The sequence below is a fragment of the Actinotalea alkalitolerans genome (assembly GCF_023369855.1).
In the GTDB taxonomy this organism is placed as follows: domain Bacteria; phylum Actinomycetota; class Actinomycetes; order Actinomycetales; family Cellulomonadaceae; genus Actinotalea.
Window position 1 is genome coordinate 19,737 of record NZ_JAMBPP010000012.1, and the last position, 20,603, is coordinate 40,339.

Genomic DNA, 20,603 nt, shown 5'->3' on the forward strand with positions numbered 1-20,603 from the left:
ATGACCACCACACACCTGCTGACCACCGCCCTGCCGGCGTCCCGTGGTGCGCGCGACCGCGTGCACCTCACCGCGTTCGTCACCCACAAGCTCGTCCCTGATGCGGCCGACGCGACCCTGGCGGACTTCCCGGCCGCGCTGGACTGGGTGTCCACCCTTCAGGCCGGCAGGTTCGAGCTCCTCGCCTCCCACCTGGCCGGGCCGGTGCCCCTGACGGTCGTGCCCGACGCCGATGCCGCCGCGTGGCGGGCGGTGTTCCCGCCGCACGTCCCGGTCGAGGGGTATCCCGCACCGACGGTCTCGACCGCACCGTGGCGCTCCTTCCCTGCACACCGCACCGGTGACGGTGCGGTGGACCTGCATCTCCTGCAGCTCACCGCGGCCCCCACGTCCACCCCCGGGGTGGTGGGCAGCCCGGTCCTGTCCGGCGTCGTGCAGGTGCTCGCCGAGGTCTCGGTCGCGGTGCGGGAGCTGCTCACCATGGCCGAGCGCCGCTCACGGCGGGCCGAGGACCTCCTCGCACGCCGGACCCAGGAGGCGCAGGCCTCGCTCGGCCTGGTCCGTGAGGCGCACGGGTACCCCACCAGAGACCAGACGACGGCGTCGGCGATCGAGGTGCTGCTCGCCGATGCCGAGGCGGACACGGCGATCACCCAGTACCTCGACTCCCTCGTCGGCCAGGACCTCTCGGGGGCCCCTGAGCTGCAGCTGCTCGTCGACGCGCACACCGCCCGGCGCTTCTACCAGCGGCCCGAGGCCGAGTACGCCTACCGCGACCGACCCGTCGAGGGTGCCGCCGCGCCGCGCCCGGAGCGGCCGAACCCTGACTTCCATGCCCGTGCCGCGTCGTTCGGGTCCACCCCCGTCATGCTCCGCAGGCTCGGCCTCGCGGTCGACCTGCGTGTCGAGGATGCCGACGTCCGGACCGGCCTGGACGCTGCCACCTGGCTCGCGGTGCGGTTCGTGCCGGGTCCGGACGCAGACGTCACGGTGCTGGCACACCCACGCACGCAGGTCGTGGTGCGTGGCGATGTCGTCACCGCCCGGTCCAGCGACGCCTGGGTGGCGGGGGCGCTGCCGCTCGGTGACGAGACCTACGTCGTCCTGGACGTCGACCCCGATGCCAGCGGCCTCAAGACCGAGCAGCACCTGCGTGACCTGCCGCGGACCTTGGCGGCAGAGGTCAACGGTGACCCGGCGACCTCTGCCCCGGCCACGCTGCGCTCCACGGGCTTCGCGATCGCCCGGACCGACCGTGTCGAGACCACCAGGACGCAGGTCGCCCGGGCCGAGGCGATGACCTCACCCGTCGAGGGAGCGGGCGCCGTCGGTCCGGACCTGCTCTACGACGACCTGGTCCGCGGGCTACGGGTCGAGGTCTGGGACGACGTGACCCGGACGTGGCACAGCCTGCACGAGCGTCGGGTCACGGCGACGGCCGACCCCGGCACCGGTGCGATCACCGTGCTCGACGACGAGCCGGACGTCGGCTTCCTCCAGCTCAGCGGTCTCCACCGGGTCCCGGGCCCTGACTCCAACCCGTACTACCTGCACGAGGTGATCGCCGGGTGGGACGGCTGGAGCCTCTCGGCCCCACGCCCGGGAAGGGTCGTCGTACGTGACGGTGCGACCGAGACGGTCGTGGACGCCCCGACGGACCCGCCCGCGACGGGTGTCGCGCTGCGCACGAGGGTCGAGCCGGGATCCCTGCCGCGGCTGCGGCACGGCACCTCGTACGCGTTCCGTGTGGTCGGGGTGGACCTGGCCGGTGGTTCGGTCCGAAGGACCGGTCCGCGGCGCCCTGTCGCGATGCCGGCCGGTGGCGACGCGCCGGCAGCTGCCCGTGAGCACCTGGAGCGCCTACGGGGCGTGTACCGGGAGCGGGACACCAGGCTGCTGGGTGCGGCTCGGGACCGGGTGCTCGATGCCCTTCCCGTCGCAGAGCCCGGGCCCGACTGGCGCACCACGCTGACGTGGCTCTCGGCGCACGAGCCCCCGCAGGCAGGTTCCGGTGCCGTCGCGGGCTCACCCGCTGAGCGCGTGGCCGCCGTGGTGCCCGAGGCGGTCCGTACCGGTGACCTGGCGATCGACGCCGTCATCGCGGACCGCATCTCCACCGGGGCGGCTGGGGCATCGATGACCTCCGATGCCGCGATGGCCCTGCGCGCAGCCGCAGCCGGCACCCACCACCTCGCGGCCGGGGCCGGCACATGGCGGGTCCGGCCCCAGCTCGAGGTCGACCCGGGCACGTTCGCCGCGCTCTGGGCCCTCGACGACCTCGTCGTCGGGCCCGGTGCGCTGCCACCGTCACGCGCGGTGGTCACCACCCCCAGACCCTTCCTGCGGTGGGACCCCGTCCCGCCCCCGAGCCTGGTGGCCCGCGCGCCGCTGACCACCGGTGAGCAGCTGTCGAGGATCGTGGTCCGCAGCGGGCTGGACACAGGCTCTCCCGATGCGGTCGCGACGAGCGAGCGCCACGTCGTCCCGGCGAAGGCGACGCAGACCGACGCCGAGCTGGCAGGACGCTTCGACGAAGCGATCGGCTCACCGGACCCCGACGTGCAGCGGGTCGCCTACGGCTGGGCGCTGCGTGAGAGCGGCACCCTGCTCGATCGATGGATACCCGACCCCGCGAACCCCGGCGGTGTCGTGGAGCAGCCGGGCATCGCACTGCATCAGCGGCCCGGCGCGAACCCCGACACGCTCGTCACGCTCGCCGACATCACCGACCACCGTGACACCCCGCTCGGCGAGGGCCAGTACGTGGTGCACGACGTCGACGAGCTCGTCGTGCCCTACCTTCCCGACCCGTACGCCGCCGGGGTGGCGCTGGTGTTCTACGACGCCGGCGCCCCCCACCTGCTGCCCGAGCCGCGGGTGCTTCAGGCAGTCACGGTCCCGTTCGCCGGGTCGTGGCCGCGAGGACGTCCGCTGCGGCTGGTCGTGGAGGCCGCCGGTGCGGACGAGGAGCTCGGCGCCGTCGTGGAGGAGCTCGGTGCGGGTGGAGGGGGCACCGTGGTGCGGGTCCGGCTGCCGGCCGGACTGCAGGTCAGGGTGGCCATGTCGAGCTCGATGCGCCGCGAGGACCTCGACCGGTTCGGGCTGTGGCGCTCGCACCTGGCGAGCACCGTCGACCCGGACGGGGACGGTGGCGCCACCCCCGAGGACGTCGTGGCTGCGGCTGCGCTCGTGCGGGCCGCGGTGAACGGCTGGACGTGGTGGTTGACGCCGTCGGTCGACCTGCGTCTCGTGCACGCCGTGCCGGCGCCGGTCAGGCCGCCCGCGATCGAGGCGTTGCGCTGCCTGCTGCGCCCACCGGGGCTCACCGTCGCCCAGCTCGCCGGCCTGGTGGACGTGCACGGACCGAGCACCGACCGGCTCGTGGTGCGGGCGTCGTGGACCGAGCAGGTGGACGACCTCGCTGCGCCTGGCCCGACGACGGTCGCCCGCGACGACGTCGTGGTGAGCTCGCCGGTCTCTGCGGGGCAACGGACCGGACTGCTGACCATGGTGGACTTCCAGCCCTTCGGCCCCAGCGCCGACATGCTCGCGCTGGCCGGTGGGGGTGTGGGTCTGCACCGTGCGATCCAGACCTTCCCCGACACCCACCACCGCCGGGTCACCTACACCCCCAGCGGTCTGACGCGCTACGCCGAGATGTTCGCTGCGCAGGACGTCCCCGAGCCCCAGGACCCGCTGCTCGCCGGCGAGCCGGTCACCCTGGAGATCCCGAGCTCTGCCCGTCCCGCGGCACCCGACCTCGTCGACGCCGTGCCGTTGCTGCGGTGGGAGGAGACCACGGAGCCGGACCAGCCGTTCGCGCTGCGCCGGGTGCGTCGCTCGGGCGTGCGGCTCTGGCTGCGTCGACCCTGGTTCTCCTCGGGTGACGGAGAGCTGCTCGGTGTCGTCGTGTCGCGCACCGGCCACGAGCCGGACGCGACGATCAGCCTCTGGGGCCGTGACCCGACGGTCCTCGGCGCGGCGACGGGTCCGGCGACCCTGCCGCCGCTGCTGCGGGCGGGGCACCTGCTGGTCCAGATGGTGGGTGGTACCACGCTGGACGAACCGGCACGCCCCGTGCTGCCGGTCGCCGCGGTACCGCTCGTCGACCTCGCCGGCGCGCCGGTGGCCAGCGTGCTGGCCTACCGCCCGGAGTACCACCCGGAGCGTGGCCTGTGGCACGTCGACATCGCGCTGGACGACGGCCCGGCGTTGTGGCCGTTCGTGCGTCTCGCCGTCGGCCGCTACCAGCCGGACTCGATCGAGGGGTGCGCGCTGTCGGCCGTCGGTCTCACGTCGTGGGTCCAGCCGTTGCCGACGCGCACCGCGACCGTCAACCGACCGGACGAGGACCATGTGCGGGTCACCGTCACGGGTGCCGTCGCGTTCCTCCGGACTCCTCGACGTGGTGAGGACGGTCCCCGTTCCGCCGGTGACGACCTCGACGCCGACACCCCTACCGGCGCGGCCGCTGCGTTCGACGCGCTGCTCGCGCAGTCCAGGACGATGCACGCCAGCGTCCAGGTCCTCCCTGACGGTGCGGGTGACCTGGGGTGGGTGACGGTCGCCGAGCGCCGGCTCCCGGCGGTCGGGGTGGGCGACGAGTCGAGCTTCCGGGTCACCTGGAGCGGCGGGCTCGACCTGCCCGCCCCGCATGCCCGGCCGGCACCCCTCGAGCTGCGGACCCCCGGGGATCAGCCCCGGTGGCGGGTGCTCATCGAGGAGCGCGAGCTGCTCGACGCGGACCCGGTGGACCGGCCCAACGCCAGCGGGGCGACATCGATCACGCCGCGGGTGGTCTACGCCGACGCCGTCGTGCTCTGAGCCGCGGAAGGTGCAGGGCCCGCAGGCGGGACGGGCCGGTCGTCGCCAGGTCCCGGTCGCGAGATCGGTGGTGGACGGGACGCGCGGGTCGGCAGACTCGTGACCATGACGTCCTTCGTCTCGCACACCACGGTCGACTGCCGTAGCGCCTTCGCCCTCTCCGAGTGGTGGAAGCAGGTGCTCGGCTACGTCGACGTGGTCGATGACCCGAACGAGGCCGGAGACGAGGAGTGCATGATCGTCCGCCCGGACGGCGGCCACCGGATCCTGTTCGTCGAGGTGCCCGAGGCCAAGCGCGGGAAGAACCGCCTGCATCTCGACCTGCGCCCCGGTGACGGCACACGCGACGAGGAGGTCGCGCGTCTCGAAGGTCTCGGAGCGACCCGGATGGCTGACCGTCGTGACGAGCACGGACCAGGAACCGGATGGGTCGTGCTGGTCGACCCCGAGGGCAACGAGTTCTGCGTCCTTCGCAGTGAGGCAGAGATCGGCCGGTGACCGTGCCGGGCGGCATCGCGACCATCTCTCCGGCCTCGTCACCCGAGGACGATCGCGACCCCGTCGCCGGTCATGACGAGGACCTTGTCCCCGATCACCCCCGCATAGGCGCTCTGCTCAGGTATCCCGACGGTCCAGCGCACCTGCCCGCTGCGGATGTCGTGCGCGGCGAGCACCGGACCCGAGCCGGCGTCCCGCTGGGGCACGAGCAGCACGTCGCCGTCCGTCATCGAGCCGATGTACGGCCGCAGGTGCGCACCCTGCTCCCACCGGACCTCGCCGGTCAGGACGTCGATCGCCACCACCCGGCCTGAACCCACCGCCACGAGCACGCCATCCACCTGGACGCGCGGTGACACCCCCGCAAGGACACCACCCGTCCACCGCAGCTCGCCGGTGCGGGCGTCGATGCCGATGACCTCCCCGGTGCTCAGCAGCGGTCCGGTCTCGACGCGGCGGACGGTGAGCACCTCGGGTGCGGAGCCGTCGCTGACCGGAGGCGCCCACGGCTCCACGGGCGCGTCGAACAGGAGGGTCCCGTCCGCATCGAGCACCCGGCTCCCCACGACTCGGTCGTCGTCGCGGGTCTCGACGAGCGTGCCACCACCGGGCACCGACGGGGCGGCATCAGGGACCACCTCGCCCGTCCTGACGTCCAGCGGGGTCGTTCCCGGTGCGCCCCACCACAGCAGCTCGTCGACGACCCGGAACACCGAGGTGACGTCGTGGCTCCCCCCGAGGAAGTCCTCCGCCGCCGGCTGTGCCCAGACCCTGCGACCGGTGCCCGGCTCCCACCGCTCCAGCAGGATCCCTGCTGTCCGCCCCACGGACGCCACGAGCAGATCCGTGCCGTACCCGCCCGCCGCCACGACGTACCCGGAGATCTCGAGCTCGGCGACGGGTGCGCCGGTGGCGACGTCGAGCAGGACGACGGCGTGTGCCTGGTCCTGGGAGGCACCTGCCTGCGCCACCAGGGCCGTCTGGCAGGCGATCCGCGGCGGGTCGTCGCCACCGCCGCCGTCGAGCACCGGCTGGCACTCCTCGTCTGCGCCCAGGTCACGGCTCCATCGCAGGTCACCGTCGGCCAGGTCCAGCCCCCGGAGGGTCAGCCCGCCGGCGTCGCTGAACACCACGACACCTTCGGCGGCATGCAGCTCCCCGCCGACCTGGGTGCGCCACAGCTCCTGGAGCGGCTGGTCGAGCGGGGCGAGCACGCCCGGGATGGCTGCCAGCTGAGCGCGTCGGGCCGACTCGCGCCGGTCCTCCATGACGGAGGCGCCCGCGGCGATCACGGTCACCAGGGCGACGGCGGCCACCACCGGCCACCACGAGCGGCGCCGGCGCGGACCGCCGTCCTGGGCGGGCGGAGCGAGGTGGTCGACACCCACGTCGTCGTGCTCGGTCATCGAGACCTCGACGGACTCGCGATCGTGCCGTGCCTGCCCCATCTGCTCACGCTATCGTCCGCCCGCCGTGGTGCTTCCTCACGCTCGGACGGTCCGTACCCCGCGACGCAGTGCCAGGGGGACCACCGCGAGCACCGCCGTCACCGCGATCGTCACCGACAGGCTCACGTACACCACCCAGTCCATGGTCGGGACAGGTGTGCCCAGGAGCCCGTAGCTGGCTCCGACCAGGGCGGGGATGACGGCGAGCGTGCCCACGACCCAGGCCGACAGCACCACGAACGCCACCTCGACGACGACCATCGCGGTGAGCTGTCGACCGGTGGCACCTGTGCGACGCAGCAGCGTGAGCTCACCGGTCCGCCGGGTGGTGAGCATGGCCAGGGTGTTCGCTGCCGCGAGCCCGATGAAGGTGAGCAGTGCGAGGAGCAGGACGGTGGACAGGTGCTGCTGGGACGAGCCCGCGACGCGGACCTCGTCGACGTAGGTCTGGGTGGTCCGCGTGCTCAGGCCCATCATCGCGAGCTGCTCACCGACCTCACCGGCCGCACCGGGTGCGGTCTGGATGAAGAGCGTGTCGGGCTCGGCCTGGCCGAGCTCACGGGCGGTCCCCTCGCCGACGAGGTAGTCACCGAAGCCCAGCGACCGGTCGTAGACCGCGACGATGGTCGCGACGATGGTCGCGACGTGCTCGGTCCCGTCGGTCAGGCGCAGCTGGACGGTGTCGCCGATCCCCTTGCCGGTGCCGAAGGTCGCGTCTCGTCCCACGGCGATGGTTCCGGTGGTGTCGAGTGCGGAGAGGGACCCTGCGCGCACCTGCGGGTCGATCACAGCCGTGGTCACACCCGTGGGGAGCACCCGCAGCGCAGTCGGCTCCCAGGCGAGGAGGTCGAGCACGGGGAGGTCCTCGTCGTCGGCCTCGATCTTCACGTCGGCGGTCATGGTGCCGGTGGTCACCGTGCCGGTCACCCGGGGAAGCCGCTCGACCTCCTGCATCAGGTCGGGGCTCGCTCCGGACGCGTCGACCATCAGGTCGGCCTGCAGCCCCGCCGCGAGCTGCGCGCCCGACGCCTCCACGGTGGTCCTGCTCACCCCTGTCTGCACGGTTCCCAGGGCCAGCAGCAGGGCGAGCGGGATGATCGCGCTGGTGAGACGGCGCGAGAACCCACGGGCGTTGGCCAGGGCCAGGTGCCCGCTCGCCCACCCCAGGGGGCGGACGAGCCGTAGCGCGCGCCCGGCCATCCCCGCCACGACGGCGGGGCCGGCCAGCGCGGCTGCGGTGATGAGCAGGACCGCGGAGCTCACGCCGGCGGCGCTGCCCATCAGACCGGGTGTGACGAAGGGCACGAGGGCGACCGCGAGGCCTGCGACCGCCAGCCACGTCGCCGCCACCCGCCGGCCGTGCCCGAGGGTGGGGAGCTCGGCACTGCTCTGCTGCACCGCTGCCACGGGGCTGGTCCGTACGGCTTCGCGGCCGGCCAGGCGTGCAGCCAGGACTCCGGTCGGCACCAGCAGGAGAAGGGTCGCGACGACCGGTAGCGGTGAGAGCGTGAGCTCGTACCCCGGCGGTACGATGCCGCTCGAGGCGAGCAGCGGCTCGAGGAGGCGAGCTCCGGCCAGGCCCGGAACGGCGCCGAGCGGACCCGCGACCGCGATGATGAGCAGCACCTCAGCGGTGACCATGGCATGCACCTGTCGGCCGGTGGCGCCGACGGCGCGGAGCAGCGCGAGCTCACGGCGACGATGCCGCAGCGCAGCGGCGATGGTCGAGGAGACCATGAGGACCACGACGAGGATCGTGGTCCCGGCGAACGAGGCGGCGACGGCTGCCAGCAGCATCGAGGCGCCGCCCGGCCGGGCTGTGCCCAGACCGGTGCGGACCCCGGACTCCAGGAGCACGCCCGTCGCGGTCAGCAACGCCGAGGCGAGCAGGACGATGGCGAACCCCCCGGCAAGACCGGAGCGGTGAGCACGGGCGGACGACCTCGCGAACGACCACACCGTCATCACCGCCCGGTGGTCGTCAGGCGAGCGATGATCTGCTCGGCGGTCGGCGACCCGAGGGTCCCCACGACGTTGCCGTCGGCGAGGAAGACCACCTCGTCGGCGACCGCGGCGACCTGCGCGTCGTGGGTGACGAGCACCAGGGTCTGGGCCAGGCTCCGGGTGGTGCTGCGGAGCACGTCGAGGACCTGCCGTCCGGTCGCGGAGTCCAGTGCACCGGTCGGCTCGTCGGCGAAGACCACCGCGGGCCTGGTCACCAGGGCCCGTGCGATCGCCACCCGCTGGGCCTGCCCTCCGGACAGCTCACCGGGGAGCCGCGTGTCCATGCCCTGCAGACCGACGGCCTGGAGGAGGTGGTCCTGCCAGTCCGCATCGGGCCGCCGCCCGTCCAGGAGCAACGGCAGGTGCACGTTCTCGGCGACCGTGAGGTGCCCCACGAGGTTGTAGGCCTGGAACACGAAGCCGACGCTGCGCCGGCGGAACCGGGTCAGGTCGTCGGGCGACATCGACGTCAGGTCCTGGTCACCGATGACGACCTGGCCGCTCGTCGGGGTGTCGAGGCCCGCGGCACAGTTGAGGAAGGTCGACTTGCCTGAGCCTGACGGGCCCATGACCGCGGTGAACGATCCGGGCCGCAAGGCCACCGAGACCGATCGCAGCGCGTGCGTCACCTCGAGACCGTCGGGGTAGGTCTTGCCGACCTGGACGAGACGGACCGCCGTCCGCGTGCCCGGATCAGCGAGGGACGTGGACGAGGCAGTGACGGCTTCCATGGGGCTCTCCTGGGGTTCGGGTCAGCGGTGTGGACCGCCGATCTCGACGCTAGGAGCGCGCAGGGCACCTCATCGAGCCGCCTACGGGGGAGCTTCGGGACCTGCATCCTTCGATGCAAGCGGGTCGGGCTCGTCGTCCGGGACCGCGACCACACGGTTCTGGTAGGCCCACACGGCAGCCTGCAGACGTGAGCTCACGCCGAGCTTCGGCATCATCCGAGCGAGGTGGGACTTCACGGTCGACACCTCCACGACGAGCTCGCGTGCGATCGCCTCGTTCGACATCCCGTGGGCCAGGAGCAGCAGGATGTCGGCCTCGCGTGCGGTGAGCAGCTCGGAGGCGCGCCGCGCGCTCACCGGACGGCTGCGACGGCGCTCGGCGAACTCCCGGAGCACGCGGCGGGTCAGGGTCTGGTCGAGGGTGCCGTTCCCGGCCGCGATCGACCGCACCGCGTCGACCATGACCGCCGGGTCGGCATCCTTGAGGAGGAACCCGGCCGCACCGGCCTCGAGGGCCCCGAACACGTAGTCGTCGAGGTCGAACGTGGTGATCACGAGCACCGGGATCGGGTCGACCACGTCCGGTCCGCTCAGGTCCCGGGTCGCCCGGATCCCGTCGCGTCCGGGCATCCGGATGTCCAGGCAGGCCACGTCGGGTCGCAGCTCGCGCGCGAGACGAACCGCCTCGTCGCCGTCGGCCGCGAGGGCGACCACCTCGATGTCCGGCTCGGCCCCGAGCAGCGCCGAGAGCCCCGCACGCACCAGCACCTGGTCATCGGCGATGAGGATGCGGATCATCGGTCGTCTCCTGCGGTCGGGTCGCGGGGGAGCCGCAGGGAGACGTCCCACCCTCCGTCGGTCGTCGGGCCGTACCGGAGGTCTGCGCCCGTGAGCTCGGCCCGCTCCCGCATGCCGACCAGCCCCAGCCCGCTTCCGCGCGAGGTCGGCGCGGTCGCAGCAGCCTCGTTGCGCACGGTCACGAGCAGCGACGACGGGTCGCGATCGTCCATGGTCACCAGGCACCGTGCGCCGGGCGCGTGCTGGACGGCGTTGGCCAGCGCCTCCTGGACCATCCGGTACGCCGTGAGCTGCGCGAGTGGTCCCAGGCCGGACCCGAGCGGTCGGCCGCCCTCGTCGCGCAACGTCGTCAGCCCGACCGGCGTGCCGTGCTGCGAGATCCGACCGGTCAGCTCGGCGATCCCGTGGAGCGCCTCCACGGACAGCTCTGCGACGTCGTCCTCGCGCAGCAGCCCGACGAGTCGGCGGAGGTCGCGCAGCACCGCTGCGCTCTGACCGCGCACCTGCCGCGCACCGTCTCTGGCGCCCTCGGGATCCGTGCCGATCTGCCGCTCGATCGCCGCAGCCATGACAGTGATCCCGGAGAGGTGGTGCGCAGCGATGTCGTGCAGCTCGCGGGCCATCGCGGTGCGCTCGTGAGCTCGTGCCTCGCGCACCCGTGCCTCGTTCTCGCGCTCGACCGCACGCAGCTCGTGCTCCCGGGCCTCGCGGATGTCCCGCCTGGAGGAGACCAGCAGCGCCACGAGTGCGGGAACCCCGACGACCAGCGCGGCCTGGGCCAGGGAGCCGGCGAGGACCGCACCGGCGCCGAGCTCGTCCTCACGGAGCCCGGCCACCGCGAAGGCCACGAACGTCATGGCCACGACAGCGAGCCCGACGGCTCGAGCGGCGTCCAGGGGGCGCTCGACGAACGCGACGTAGGACGCGACCGCCACCGCCACGGACGTCAGGCTCAGCAGGGTGCCCGCTGTGGTCCACGAGACGATCAGGGGGATGGTGGCGACGACCAGCAGAATCGCCCGTGGGGCGACCCGTGCCCACAGCAGCGCGACCGCCTGACCCGACACGGTCAGGGCTGTCGCCCACCATGTCGTGGTGCTGAGCCCGGCGACGTCGTCGGCGAGCTCCGGGTCGAGCCCCGAGACCGTCCGCACCAGCAGGAGCAGCCCGACCGCGACCGACCAGCAGACGACAGCGATGACGACATCACGGCGCAGCGGTCGTCGGAGCGCGACGGACGGGGTCATGCGCACACCCTAGGTCGCGACCACTGCTCGACCCGGCGGGGGCCGGGTCCGGCGACGAGCTCAGGGATGAGCCCGTCGGTAGACCTCGAGGGCACGCGCCGCGCGCTCCCGACGGTTGGCGAAGACCCGCTGGACCGCGGGATCCTCGCGTGGCCGCAACCGACCGGCGTCAAGGACGGCACCGGGTACCTCGAAGCGGTACACGACCTCGTCGGCAGCCTGGTCCGCGCTGACCGAGGGGTCCGAGATCACGCGGTTGACGGCGGCATACGAGGCGCGCAGCTCGGTCACCAGGTAGTCGAGCTGGGCGTCCATGTCGAACAGGATCGCCTCACCTGTGACCCCGCCGTGGGAGTGCGCGAAGAGGCCTCGTCGGCGGGACGGCGAGGTCCACTGGGCGAGGCCGACACCGGGCTTCTCGGGCCCGCGCCCGGCATCGCGGTCACGGTGGATGACGTCGTGGGCGGTGAAGGTCCGCTCGACGCCGTCGAAACCGCGTGCACGCAGAGGCGTGGCAGGCCGGCTGCCCTCGACCCGTGACGGGATGATCCCCGACTCGGCATGCAGGTTGCCGACCAGGCCCGCGGCCCCCTGGACCGGATAGCCCCTCGCCACGAGCTGTTCCATCGCGTAGAGGTACCGGGCGTCATCCGTCTCGTCGGACCAGCTGCGGGTCCCGGGCGGTGCGGAGTGCCCACCCGCGCTGCTCGACCCGCCGCCGGCTCCGCCTCCACCGCCTCCAGCGGCGAGCGCACGCTCGGTGTGCGGACCGACGATGCCATCCGCGGTGAGGCCGTTGGCCGCCTGGAACGACCGCACGGCCCGGTCGGTCGCCTGGCCGAAGATCCCGTCGACCACGCCCGGGTCGTGCCCTGCTGTCGTGAGCTGCTCCTGCAGCCGGCGCACCGCGTCGCCGCGGTCACCCCTCCTGATCAGTGCCACCTGCGGTCTCCCTCTGCTCGGTCACCTCCTGCTCGGTCACCTCGTCGGCGGGTTGTACTCCCAGTGCCACGGCTCCGCCGAGTACGGGTAGAACCCGAACCGCGATGCGTTCGCGTCGAGCCACCTCCACACCGCTGTGCCTCGCTGGCTGTCGGCGTTGGCGCTGTTGATCGACGAGCCCATCCAGCAGTCGACAGCCCGCCCCGAGTGGTGCGGGCTGTTGCCCGGGGGTGCCACCCACCGGCGTGCAGCCTGCTCGGAGCCGTAGCGTTCGACGGCTCGCTGCCAGGTGCTCTGCTGCTCGGCGACGCTGCGGTACCCGGACATCGGTTGGAGCAGCGGCTCTGCGATGCCGTCCGCACGCGCCGTGACCGTGAGTGCGGCCCAGGCCTCGGCCGCGAGCCGGTGCAGCCGGACGTCGCGACCGCCGTGACCGGCGACCGTGACCATCTCGCTCGTCGCCGGCTCGCTCTTGTCGGTGATGCGACCACCGCCAGGGTTCTCGACCGCCGTGGGAACGAAGGCGCCGCTCGGGTGAGGTCTGGGTGGTGCCGGTCCGGACCCCGCCCCGCCGAGTGCCGCCTGGGTCATCGGTCCCACGACACCGTCGGCGGTCAGCCCACGGGCGGACTGGAAGTCCTTGACGGCTCTCTCGGTCTTGGGACCGAACACGCCGTCCGCGGTGCCGCTCAGGTGACCGAGATCGATCAGCCGAGACTGCAGGTCGCGCACGGCTGAGCCGCTCGAGCCTCGACGTAGGGTCACGATGCCACCTCCTGGGGGACGTCGGCCCTGGGCACGGGCCACGTACCCTCCATGCTCGCGCCGTGGAGGGGTCGGGACGACGCCCGCAGGGGCAGGCCCACGGTCACGGCACCCCGCCCGTGCAGGCACGGTCCCGCCGGAACAGCTCGCTCCCAGGATCTCGTCCCGGCAGGGCATCCACCTGAGGGGCTCCCGGACGACCCTTCGCCCTGGGCAACGTCGGCGCCGCGTGGCAGCATCACGCAGGTGACCACCGATCCGGCCCGGGTGCAGCACCTGCGCGGTCTGGCGCGGTTGCGGGGGGTCCGCGACCGGATCGACCGCGAGTACGCGCAGCCGCTCGACGTCGAGGCCCTGGCCCGCGGTGCGCACATGTCCGCCGGGCACCTCAGCCGTGAGTTCCGGCAGGCCTACGGGGAGTCGCCGTACTCCTACCTGATGACGCGGCGCATCGAGCGGGCGATGGCGATGCTGCGCCGGGGCGATCTCAGCGTGACCGAGGTCTGCTTCGCGGTGGGCTGCCAGTCGCTGGGCACCTTCAGCACCCGCTTCACCGAGCTGGTCGGGGTACCGCCGAGCGTGTACCGGCGCCAGGCGGAGGGCTCGACCGCCGGGATGCCCTCGTGCGTGGCGCGGCAGGTGACCAGACCGGTCAGGAATCGAGAAGCGCGACCGAGCGAGCCGCGCCTAGCGTGAGCGTCATGGACCTCACCATTCACCACACCTTCCTCCCGCACACCGACCCGGAGGTGTCCCTGGCGTTCTACCGGGACGTGCTCGGCTTCGAGGTGCGCAACGACGTCGGGTACGCCGGGATGCGATGGATCACCGTCGGCCCCCCGGGCGGCAGCGGCACGTCCGTCGTCCTGCACCCCCCGGCCGCAGACCCGGGTGTCACGCCGGACGAGCGCCAGACGATCGCGGACATGATGGCCAAGGGCACCTACGCCTCGCTCGTCCTGGCCACCGCCGATCTCGACAGCACCTTCGCCCAGGTGCAGAGCCACGACGTCGAGGTCGTCCAGGAACCGACCGACCAGCCCTATGGTGTCCGGGACTGCGCACTGCGTGACCCTGCGGGCAACATGGTCCGCATCCAGGAGCTGCCGTGAACCGTCGGGTGGTCGCGGCCCTGACCGGTCGTGTCGAACAGGAGACCCGATGACAGCGTCCACGCGGACCGGGGCACCGACGGCGGTGCCGCGCACCGCCGACAGCCACGACGTGATCCGGGTGCAGGGTGCCCGCGAGAACAACCTCAAGGACGTGCACGTCGAGATCCCCAAACGCCGGCTGACGGTGTTCACGGGGGTGTCGGGATCTGGCAAGAGCTCACTGGTCTTCGACACGATCGCCGCGGAGTCCCAGCGGATGATCAACGAGACCTACAGCGCGTTCCTGCAGGGCTTCATGCCGAGCCTCGCCCGGCCTGACGTCGACGTCCTCGAAGGGCTCACGACCGCGATCATCGTCGACCAGGAGCGCATGGGGGCCAACGCCCGTTCGACCGTCGGTACCGTCACCGACGCCAACGCCCTGCTGCGGATCCTGTTCAGCCGCCTCGGTCAGCCGCACATCGGGTCACCGCAGGCCTACTCCTTCAACGTGCCCTCGGTCAGCGGAGCGGGGGCGGTCACGCTCGAGCGGGGCGGACGCAGCGTCAAGGAGCAGCGCAGCTTCACCGTCACCGGGGGCATGTGCCCACGGTGCGAGGGCATGGGGACGGTCTCCGACATCGACCTGAGCCAGCTCGTCGACGAGTCGAAGTCGCTCGACGAGGGGGCGATCACCGTCCCGGGCTACACGGGCGACGGCTGGTACGTGCGCATCTTCGGCGCCGTGGTCCCGACCGACGTACCCATCTCACGGTTCACCAGCAAGCAGCGCCAGGACTTCCTGTACGGGCAGGCCCGCAAGGTCAAGGTCGAGAACACCAACTTCACGGTCGAAGGGCTCGTGCCCAAGGTCCAGAAGTCGATGCTCTCCAAGGATGTCGACGCGATGCAGCCGCACATCAGGGCGTTCGTGGAGCGCGCCGTCACCTTCCAGACCTGCCCCGAGTGCGGTGGCACGCGCCTGGCCGAGGCGGCGCGATCCTCCAGGATCGGCGGGACCAGCATCGCCGACGCGTGCGCGATGCAGATCACCGACCTGGCCGGCTGGGTGGGTGGTCTGGACGAGCCAGGTGTCGCGCCGCTGCTAGGCGGCCTGACGCACCTGCTCGACTCGTTCGTGGAGATCGGGCTCGGCTACCTCTCGCTCGACCGTCCGTCGGGGACGCTGTCGGGCGGCGAGGCTCAGCGCACCAAGATGATCCGCCACCTCGGGTCGTCGCTCACCGACGTCACCTACGTCTTCGACGAGCCCACGATCGGCCTTCACCCGCACGACATCGCGCGGATGAACGGCCTGCTGCTCCAGCTGCGGGACAAGGGCAACACGGTGCTGGTGGTCGAGCACAAGCCTGAGGCGATCGCTGTCGCCGACCACGTCGTCGACCTCGGCCCGGGCGCGGGGACGGCGGGCGGCGAGGTGGTGTTCGAAGGCACCGTCGAGGGGTTGCGGGCCAGCGGGACCCTCACCGGACGGCACCTGGACGACCGCGCGGTGCTCAAGGAGTCGGTCCGGACACCCAGCGGCGCGCTCGAGATCCGCGGTGCCGACGCCCACAACCTCCGGGACGTCGACGTCGACGTCCCGCTCGGGGTGCTGGTGGTCGTGACGGGTGTCGCCGGGTCGGGGAAGAGCTCGCTGATCCACGGCTCGGTGACGGGTCGTGACGGTGTGGTGACGGTCGACCAGGGCGCGATCCGGGGCTCGCGCCGGAGCAACCCGGCGACCTACACCGGGTTGCTCGAGCCGATCCGCAAGGCGTTCGCCAAGGCCAACGGGGTCAAGCCGGCGCTGTTCAGCGCCAACTCCGAAGGCGCCTGCCCGGTGTGCAACGGGGCGGGCGTGATCTACACCGACCTGGGTTTCATGGCCACGTTCGAGAGCACCTGCGAGGAGTGCGAGGGCAAGCGGTTCGACTCCACGGTCCTCGAGTACCACCTGGGTGGACGTGACATCAGCGAGGTCCTGGCGATGCCGGTGACCCAGGCCCGGGAGTTCTTCGGAAAGGGCGAGGTGCACAACCCGGCGGCGCACGCGATCCTCGGCCGGCTCGACGACGTCGGCCTGGGGTATCTCAGTCTCGGTCAGCCCCTGACGACGCTGTCGGGCGGTGAACGTCAACGCCTCAAGCTGGCGACCCGGATGGCCGACAAGGGCGGCGTCTACGTCCTGGACGAGCCCACGACCGGTCTGCACCTCGCCGACGTCGAGCAGCTGCTCGGTCTGCTCGATCGCCTCGTCGACTCGGGTTCGTCGGTCGTCGTCATCGAGCACCACCAGGCGGTGATGGCTCATGCCGACTGGCTCATCGACCTGGGGCCGGGCGCCGGCCACGACGGTGGTCGGGTGGTCTTCGAGGGGACCCCGGCCGAGCTCGTGTCCTCCCGCTCGACCCTGACCGGTGAGCACCTCGCGGCCTACGTCGGTCGCTGATCGCAAGGTACCCACCGGTGCGGGCGCATCAACCCGCCGTCTCCAGGGTCGTCATCTTGCGGACCAGCGCGAAGGCCTGCTCGACCGAGTCCTCGTCGGCCGGGCCCTCCCCGGGGGGCTCGTTGCCTGTCTCGACCGCGACCAGGTTCAGCGGCTTCGTCGTCGACGAGCTGGTGCCGTAGGTGTAGTAGAGCTGGACGGGCGCCTCGTTGCGCAGGAGGTCGTACATGCGGTCGAAGTCCGCGAACGGCACCTGTCCCAGGACGTGGATGCCGTCGAAGTTGAGGCCCCCGACGTTGAGCGCCCAGCCGTTGAGCTGGCCGTACGACGGGAAGAAGTACAGGGTCGCCCTGTTCTGGATCCCGTGGGACAGGACGGGACCAAGGATCGTGATGCGAGCGAACTGCGTGGAGGTGTTCCTCGCGACCCGGACGGTGTACGACACGATCGGGATGGTTCCTGACGGCATGATGACCTCCTTCGGCTGGCCGGTCGTCGCCTCGGTGCGGCGACCGCGCGGGGAGCAGTGACTTCCCGTACCACCTCAGGAGGCATGGCACCCGCGAGTGTGACAAGGCCGGGCGAGATCTGGACAGGTGACGTCCGGTAGCGGATCCTGGCCCGAGACGACGGCGTCGCCCTTCGCTGGTCGATCGAGGACGAGGACATGCCATGACGACGACGCCGCAGATGGTCATCTCGGGACTCCCGTACGCGGTGGTCGAGGTCGACGGTGATCCGCCGTCGGGCCTCACCGCGTTCGAGCGAGCCGTGGAGTTCGTCGTCGAGGGGGGCACCGGTCGTCACCGGGTGACCGGCGAGGGCACCCGCCACGGGGAGACCGTGCGGTTCCACGAGAAGGACCCCGACAGCGGCAAGGACGTCCGGGTGTGGAGCGTGCACCTGTCGAGCGAGCGCGTGCTGGTCGCTGAAGCTGTCTGACCGAGTGGTGGGCAGTGCGCCCGCACCGGTCGATCGACGTGCCCCGCAGGCTGCCCGTCCCGACCGGCGTGATCGCAGGGGGCAGCGACGTCAACGGGTTGCCGGTCGACATCAGCAGCACCGCCGACGTCAGGGCCTTCCGCTTCGGGCCCGGCCACCAGGTCGTCGTCAACGCCGCGCCGAGGGCCAGCAGCGAGGCCACTGACCTGGTCGACAAGCTTCGTGACGAGTCGCTGTCTCCCTCGTCATCCTCGTCATCCTCGTGCAGCCGGTCCATGGCCCACGCAGACATGTCACCGGCGTCGCCCTACCGTGTCCCCATGGGGATCGAGGTGCTGCCGGCGGTCGGGCGGTTCGAGGACTTCGCGACGGTCGCCGGGACCCGTCGACCCGATGCGGGCGGGTGCTGGTGCATGAGCTACCGGGACTCCCGGGTACCGAACCTCGAACGGCCCGCGTACATGCGACGGGAGTGCGACGAGGATCCCGGTCCGGGCGTGCTCGCCTACGTCGACGGCGAGGTGGCGGGCTGGTGCTCGATCGCTCCACGCAGCACCTACCGCAGGCTCATGCGGTCACGCACGATCCCCTTCCTCGACGAGCGCGACGCGTGGAGCGCGGTCTGCTTCGTCGTGCGCCCCGGCTTCCGGCGACGGGGGCTGATGCACGAGCTCCTGGCCGGGGGCGTCGCGCACGCCGCGGCGCACGGCGCGGAGGTCGTCGAGGGATATCCCGTGGAGACCGGGGGCACCCGGGTCGACGTCATCTCGGGCTACGTGGGTACCGTCGAACTCTTCGAGGCGGCCGGATTCCACCGCGCCGGCCCCACCACGGCCCACAGCGGTCACCGTGAGCGCTGGGTCATGCGTCGCGAGCTGGCTCGCGGCGCAGGTGCTGCCGGGTGAGCACATGAACGCTCAGGACCAGCTCGACACCCTCTCCTGCTCCTCGCGACGCAGGGCAGCCTCGACCGCTGCGAGCTCGCGGTCGGTGCACGGCAGGTCGAACGCGAACCGCACCGCCCGGGCGATGTCCGCCCGGTAGTCGTGGCCCCCGGCGGCGAAGGTCCCTGGGGCCGCGTACCCGGCGTTCTTGGTGTCGACCGCTGCCTGCAGGAAGGTGATCGGGGTCTGCCACCCTGTCTGGGCGGGAACCGCCGCGGTCCGGTGCTCCTCGAGCCATGACGGGCTCCGGACGAGCAGCTCGGGGCTGAACAGGGTGATCCCGTCGTCGTCGTGCGAGAGCAGGACGTACCGTGCCGCGGCCGCCCGCTCGGGCTCGAGACGCTCGAGCGCGTCGACGTCCGAGACCCGGAGCACCTCGCCGGGGCGGACGTCCCCCCGGGTCGGGTCCCGGACCTCGTGCGCCCACCCGCTCGCGTACGGGGTGCCCAGCCAGAGCGCGCGTTCGACGTGGTGCAGCCGAAGCCCCCGGGTGCCCGTGTGCAGGAAGGGGTCCTGACTGGTGTGGGCTCCCAGGCTCTCGCCGAACAGGACGACCCGTGGCCGCCGGCCAGCGGGCCGGGCTGCGACGAGCTCGGCGACCGCGGACCACATCGCGCTGTTCTGCTCCCGGCCGTCGTCGACCCGGTCGAGAGACAGGATCGAGGGCCGGAGCGAGTACTGCAGCGTCAGGCTCGCGCAGTCCCCGAGGGTGAGGTACTCCCAGGCCGCGCAGGCCGAGTAGTTGAGGTAGCCGGTTCCCGTGGGCGAGCAGAGCACCACCAGCGAACGGTCGAGCGCCTTCGTGCGCTCGATCTCCGCCAGCGCCAGGTCGACCCGCTCGGCCACCGTCGGCGCGCTGGTCAGGCCGATGTAGAGCCGGATCGGCTCCTGGGCCGGGGAGCCCATCGTCGCGGCGATGCGCGCCGCTGGGGTGACCGAGGCCAGGTGACGTCGAGCGGGACGGGTCAACGGTGCCCACGCCACGGCGCTGTCCGGCCCACCGCTGACCAGGTGCGACTCGGGAGCTGCTGCGAGGTTGACGTCGGGGGAGGACGCCGCAGCCTCGACCCGGTGGTAGTAGCGCGCACCCAGGGCGTACAGCAGGCCGCTGATCACGGCGACCGAGGCGAGGTGGCTCGGGACGGCCCCGTGCCCGGCGAACCCGGTGGCGCGGCGGATCGTGAGGTCGGCGCGGCGGGCGATCCGTCGCTCGACCGCGGCCAGCCCCACGGCGCCCGCCGCGGTCAGGGCCCCCACGCCGAGCGATCTCGCCGTGGGGGCGCCGGCCCCGTGCGCGGCGTCGATTCCGAGGGCGCGCAGACGTCTCACGCGCAGCACCTGGACCCCGGTGGACACGCCTGCCCCCACGGCGACGGTGGCCGGCAGGGTCCGCACCGCGCGTCCCAGGGCACGGTCCCGACCCGGTGCGGCGTCAAGCATCCCCGCGATGATCCCCGCCACCGACGCCGCACCGACGCGGCGTGCCGTGGTGCGGACCAGGGCACGCACCGTGGTCTCGTCCTCGCGCCTCGGCAGGGCGAGCTGGACGACCGCGGACACCCCCAGCGCCACGGTGTCGACGGCCAGGGTGGTCCGTGCAGTGCTCCCCACGTCGGCACGGACTCCCGCGAGCCGGAGCATCGCGCGTGAGGTCATCAGCACGGCGTCGTGCTCGATCGTGGTGAGCGCGTAGCTCATGGCAGAGGACAGGCCGGTGATCAGACCCTGGTCGAGTGCCGAGCGAGGACGGAGCAGCGGGACGAGGCTCATCGGGACCGAGGCCGACGCGGCGACGATGCCGGCCCGCTGGCTCGCCGAGAGACGTCGGTACAGGTCGCCGTTCCTGATCAGTCCTCGGGTCGGGTTCCGCACCCCCTCATCGTGGCCGACGACGGGTGGAAGAGGGAGTGGTTC

The 20,603-nt window shown here is 72.4% G+C and carries 16 protein-coding genes; 7 read left to right on the forward strand and 9 right to left on the reverse strand.

Annotated features, from left to right (window positions below):
- Window positions 1-4,824 carry a thioesterase domain-containing protein gene (locus M1R94_RS15130; RefSeq protein WP_249382551.1) on the forward strand — a complete coding sequence of 1,608 codons (4,824 nt, stop codon included), beginning with the start codon at window positions 1-3 and terminating at the stop codon, window positions 4,822-4,824.
- Window positions 4,825-4,929: 105 nt separating this feature from the next.
- Complete coding sequence (locus tag M1R94_RS15135) at window positions 4,930-5,322, forward strand: VOC family protein (protein ID WP_249382552.1); 393 nt, start codon at window positions 4,930-4,932, stop codon at window positions 5,320-5,322.
- Between the two features lie 38 nt (window positions 5,323-5,360).
- Here M1R94_RS15135 and M1R94_RS15140 read toward each other — a convergent pair whose 3' ends face one another.
- From M1R94_RS15140 to M1R94_RS20480, 7 genes are all read right to left on the reverse strand, one after another.
- A complete protein-coding gene (locus M1R94_RS15140) occupies window positions 5,361-6,770 on the reverse strand; it encodes an outer membrane protein assembly factor BamB family protein (protein ID WP_249382553.1) in 1,410 nt (469 codons plus the stop codon).
- 36 nt (window positions 6,771-6,806) lie between these two features.
- Window positions 6,807-8,735 (reverse strand): FtsX-like permease family protein, encoded by a 1,929-nt coding sequence (locus tag M1R94_RS15145; RefSeq protein WP_249382554.1) that lies wholly within the window; start codon window positions 8,733-8,735, stop codon window positions 6,807-6,809.
- Window positions 8,735-9,505, reverse strand: coding sequence for an ABC transporter ATP-binding protein (locus M1R94_RS15150; protein WP_249382555.1), 771 nt, complete (start codon window positions 9,503-9,505; stop codon window positions 8,735-8,737). Before M1R94_RS15150 ends, M1R94_RS15145 begins: the two co-directional genes overlap by 1 nt.
- 81 nt (window positions 9,506-9,586) lie before the next feature.
- Window positions 9,587-10,303: a response regulator gene (locus M1R94_RS15155; protein WP_249382556.1), complete on the reverse strand. Its 717-nt coding sequence runs from the start codon at window positions 10,301-10,303 to the stop codon at window positions 9,587-9,589.
- A complete protein-coding gene (locus M1R94_RS15160) occupies window positions 10,300-11,550 on the reverse strand; it encodes a sensor histidine kinase (protein ID WP_249382557.1) in 1,251 nt (416 codons plus the stop codon). Before M1R94_RS15160 ends, M1R94_RS15155 begins: the two co-directional genes overlap by 4 nt.
- Before the next feature lie 60 nt (window positions 11,551-11,610).
- Window positions 11,611-12,492: a phage tail tip lysozyme gene (locus M1R94_RS15165; RefSeq protein ID WP_249382558.1), complete on the reverse strand. Its 882-nt coding sequence runs from the start codon at window positions 12,490-12,492 to the stop codon at window positions 11,611-11,613.
- Between the two features lie 36 nt (window positions 12,493-12,528).
- Window positions 12,529-13,257, reverse strand: coding sequence for a M15 family metallopeptidase (locus M1R94_RS20480; RefSeq protein ID WP_308199920.1), 729 nt, complete (start codon window positions 13,255-13,257; stop codon window positions 12,529-12,531).
- A gap of 246 nt (window positions 13,258-13,503) precedes the next feature.
- Between M1R94_RS20480 and M1R94_RS15180 the strand changes: the two genes are divergently transcribed.
- Genes M1R94_RS15180 through M1R94_RS15190 form a run of 3 tightly spaced genes read left to right on the forward strand, consistent with a single transcriptional unit; the run spans window position 13,504 to window position 16,803 of the window.
- Window positions 13,504-13,953, forward strand: a complete 450-nt coding sequence (locus M1R94_RS15180) for a helix-turn-helix transcriptional regulator (protein WP_249382559.1) — start codon at window positions 13,504-13,506, stop codon at window positions 13,951-13,953.
- A gap of 5 nt (window positions 13,954-13,958) precedes the next feature.
- Window positions 13,959-14,369, forward strand: coding sequence for a VOC family protein (locus tag M1R94_RS15185; protein ID WP_249382560.1), 411 nt, complete (start codon window positions 13,959-13,961; stop codon window positions 14,367-14,369).
- 49 nt (window positions 14,370-14,418) lie between these two features.
- Entirely contained in the window at window positions 14,419-16,803 is a 2,385-nt protein-coding gene (locus M1R94_RS15190) for an ATP-binding cassette domain-containing protein (protein ID WP_249382561.1), read from the forward strand.
- Between the two features lie 28 nt (window positions 16,804-16,831).
- Here M1R94_RS15190 and M1R94_RS15195 read toward each other — a convergent pair whose 3' ends face one another.
- Entirely contained in the window at window positions 16,832-17,272 is a 441-nt protein-coding gene (locus tag M1R94_RS15195) for a hypothetical protein (protein ID WP_249382562.1), read from the reverse strand.
- Window positions 17,273-17,475: 203 nt separating this feature from the next.
- Between M1R94_RS15195 and M1R94_RS15200 the strand changes: the two genes are divergently transcribed.
- Both M1R94_RS15200 and M1R94_RS15205 read left to right on the forward strand, forming a co-directional pair.
- Entirely contained in the window at window positions 17,476-17,745 is a 270-nt protein-coding gene (locus M1R94_RS15200; protein WP_249382563.1) for a hypothetical protein, read from the forward strand.
- A 320-nt stretch (window positions 17,746-18,065) separates the two neighbouring features.
- Complete coding sequence (locus M1R94_RS15205; RefSeq protein WP_249382564.1) at window positions 18,066-18,650, forward strand: GNAT family N-acetyltransferase; 585 nt, start codon at window positions 18,066-18,068, stop codon at window positions 18,648-18,650.
- Window positions 18,651-18,662: 12 nt separating this feature from the next.
- On the opposite strand, the gene M1R94_RS20820 is transcribed toward M1R94_RS15205, so the two are convergent.
- Complete coding sequence (locus M1R94_RS20820) at window positions 18,663-20,561, reverse strand: alpha/beta-hydrolase family protein (RefSeq protein ID WP_249382565.1); 1,899 nt, start codon at window positions 20,559-20,561, stop codon at window positions 18,663-18,665.
- Between the last annotated feature and the right edge of the window lie 42 nt (window positions 20,562-20,603).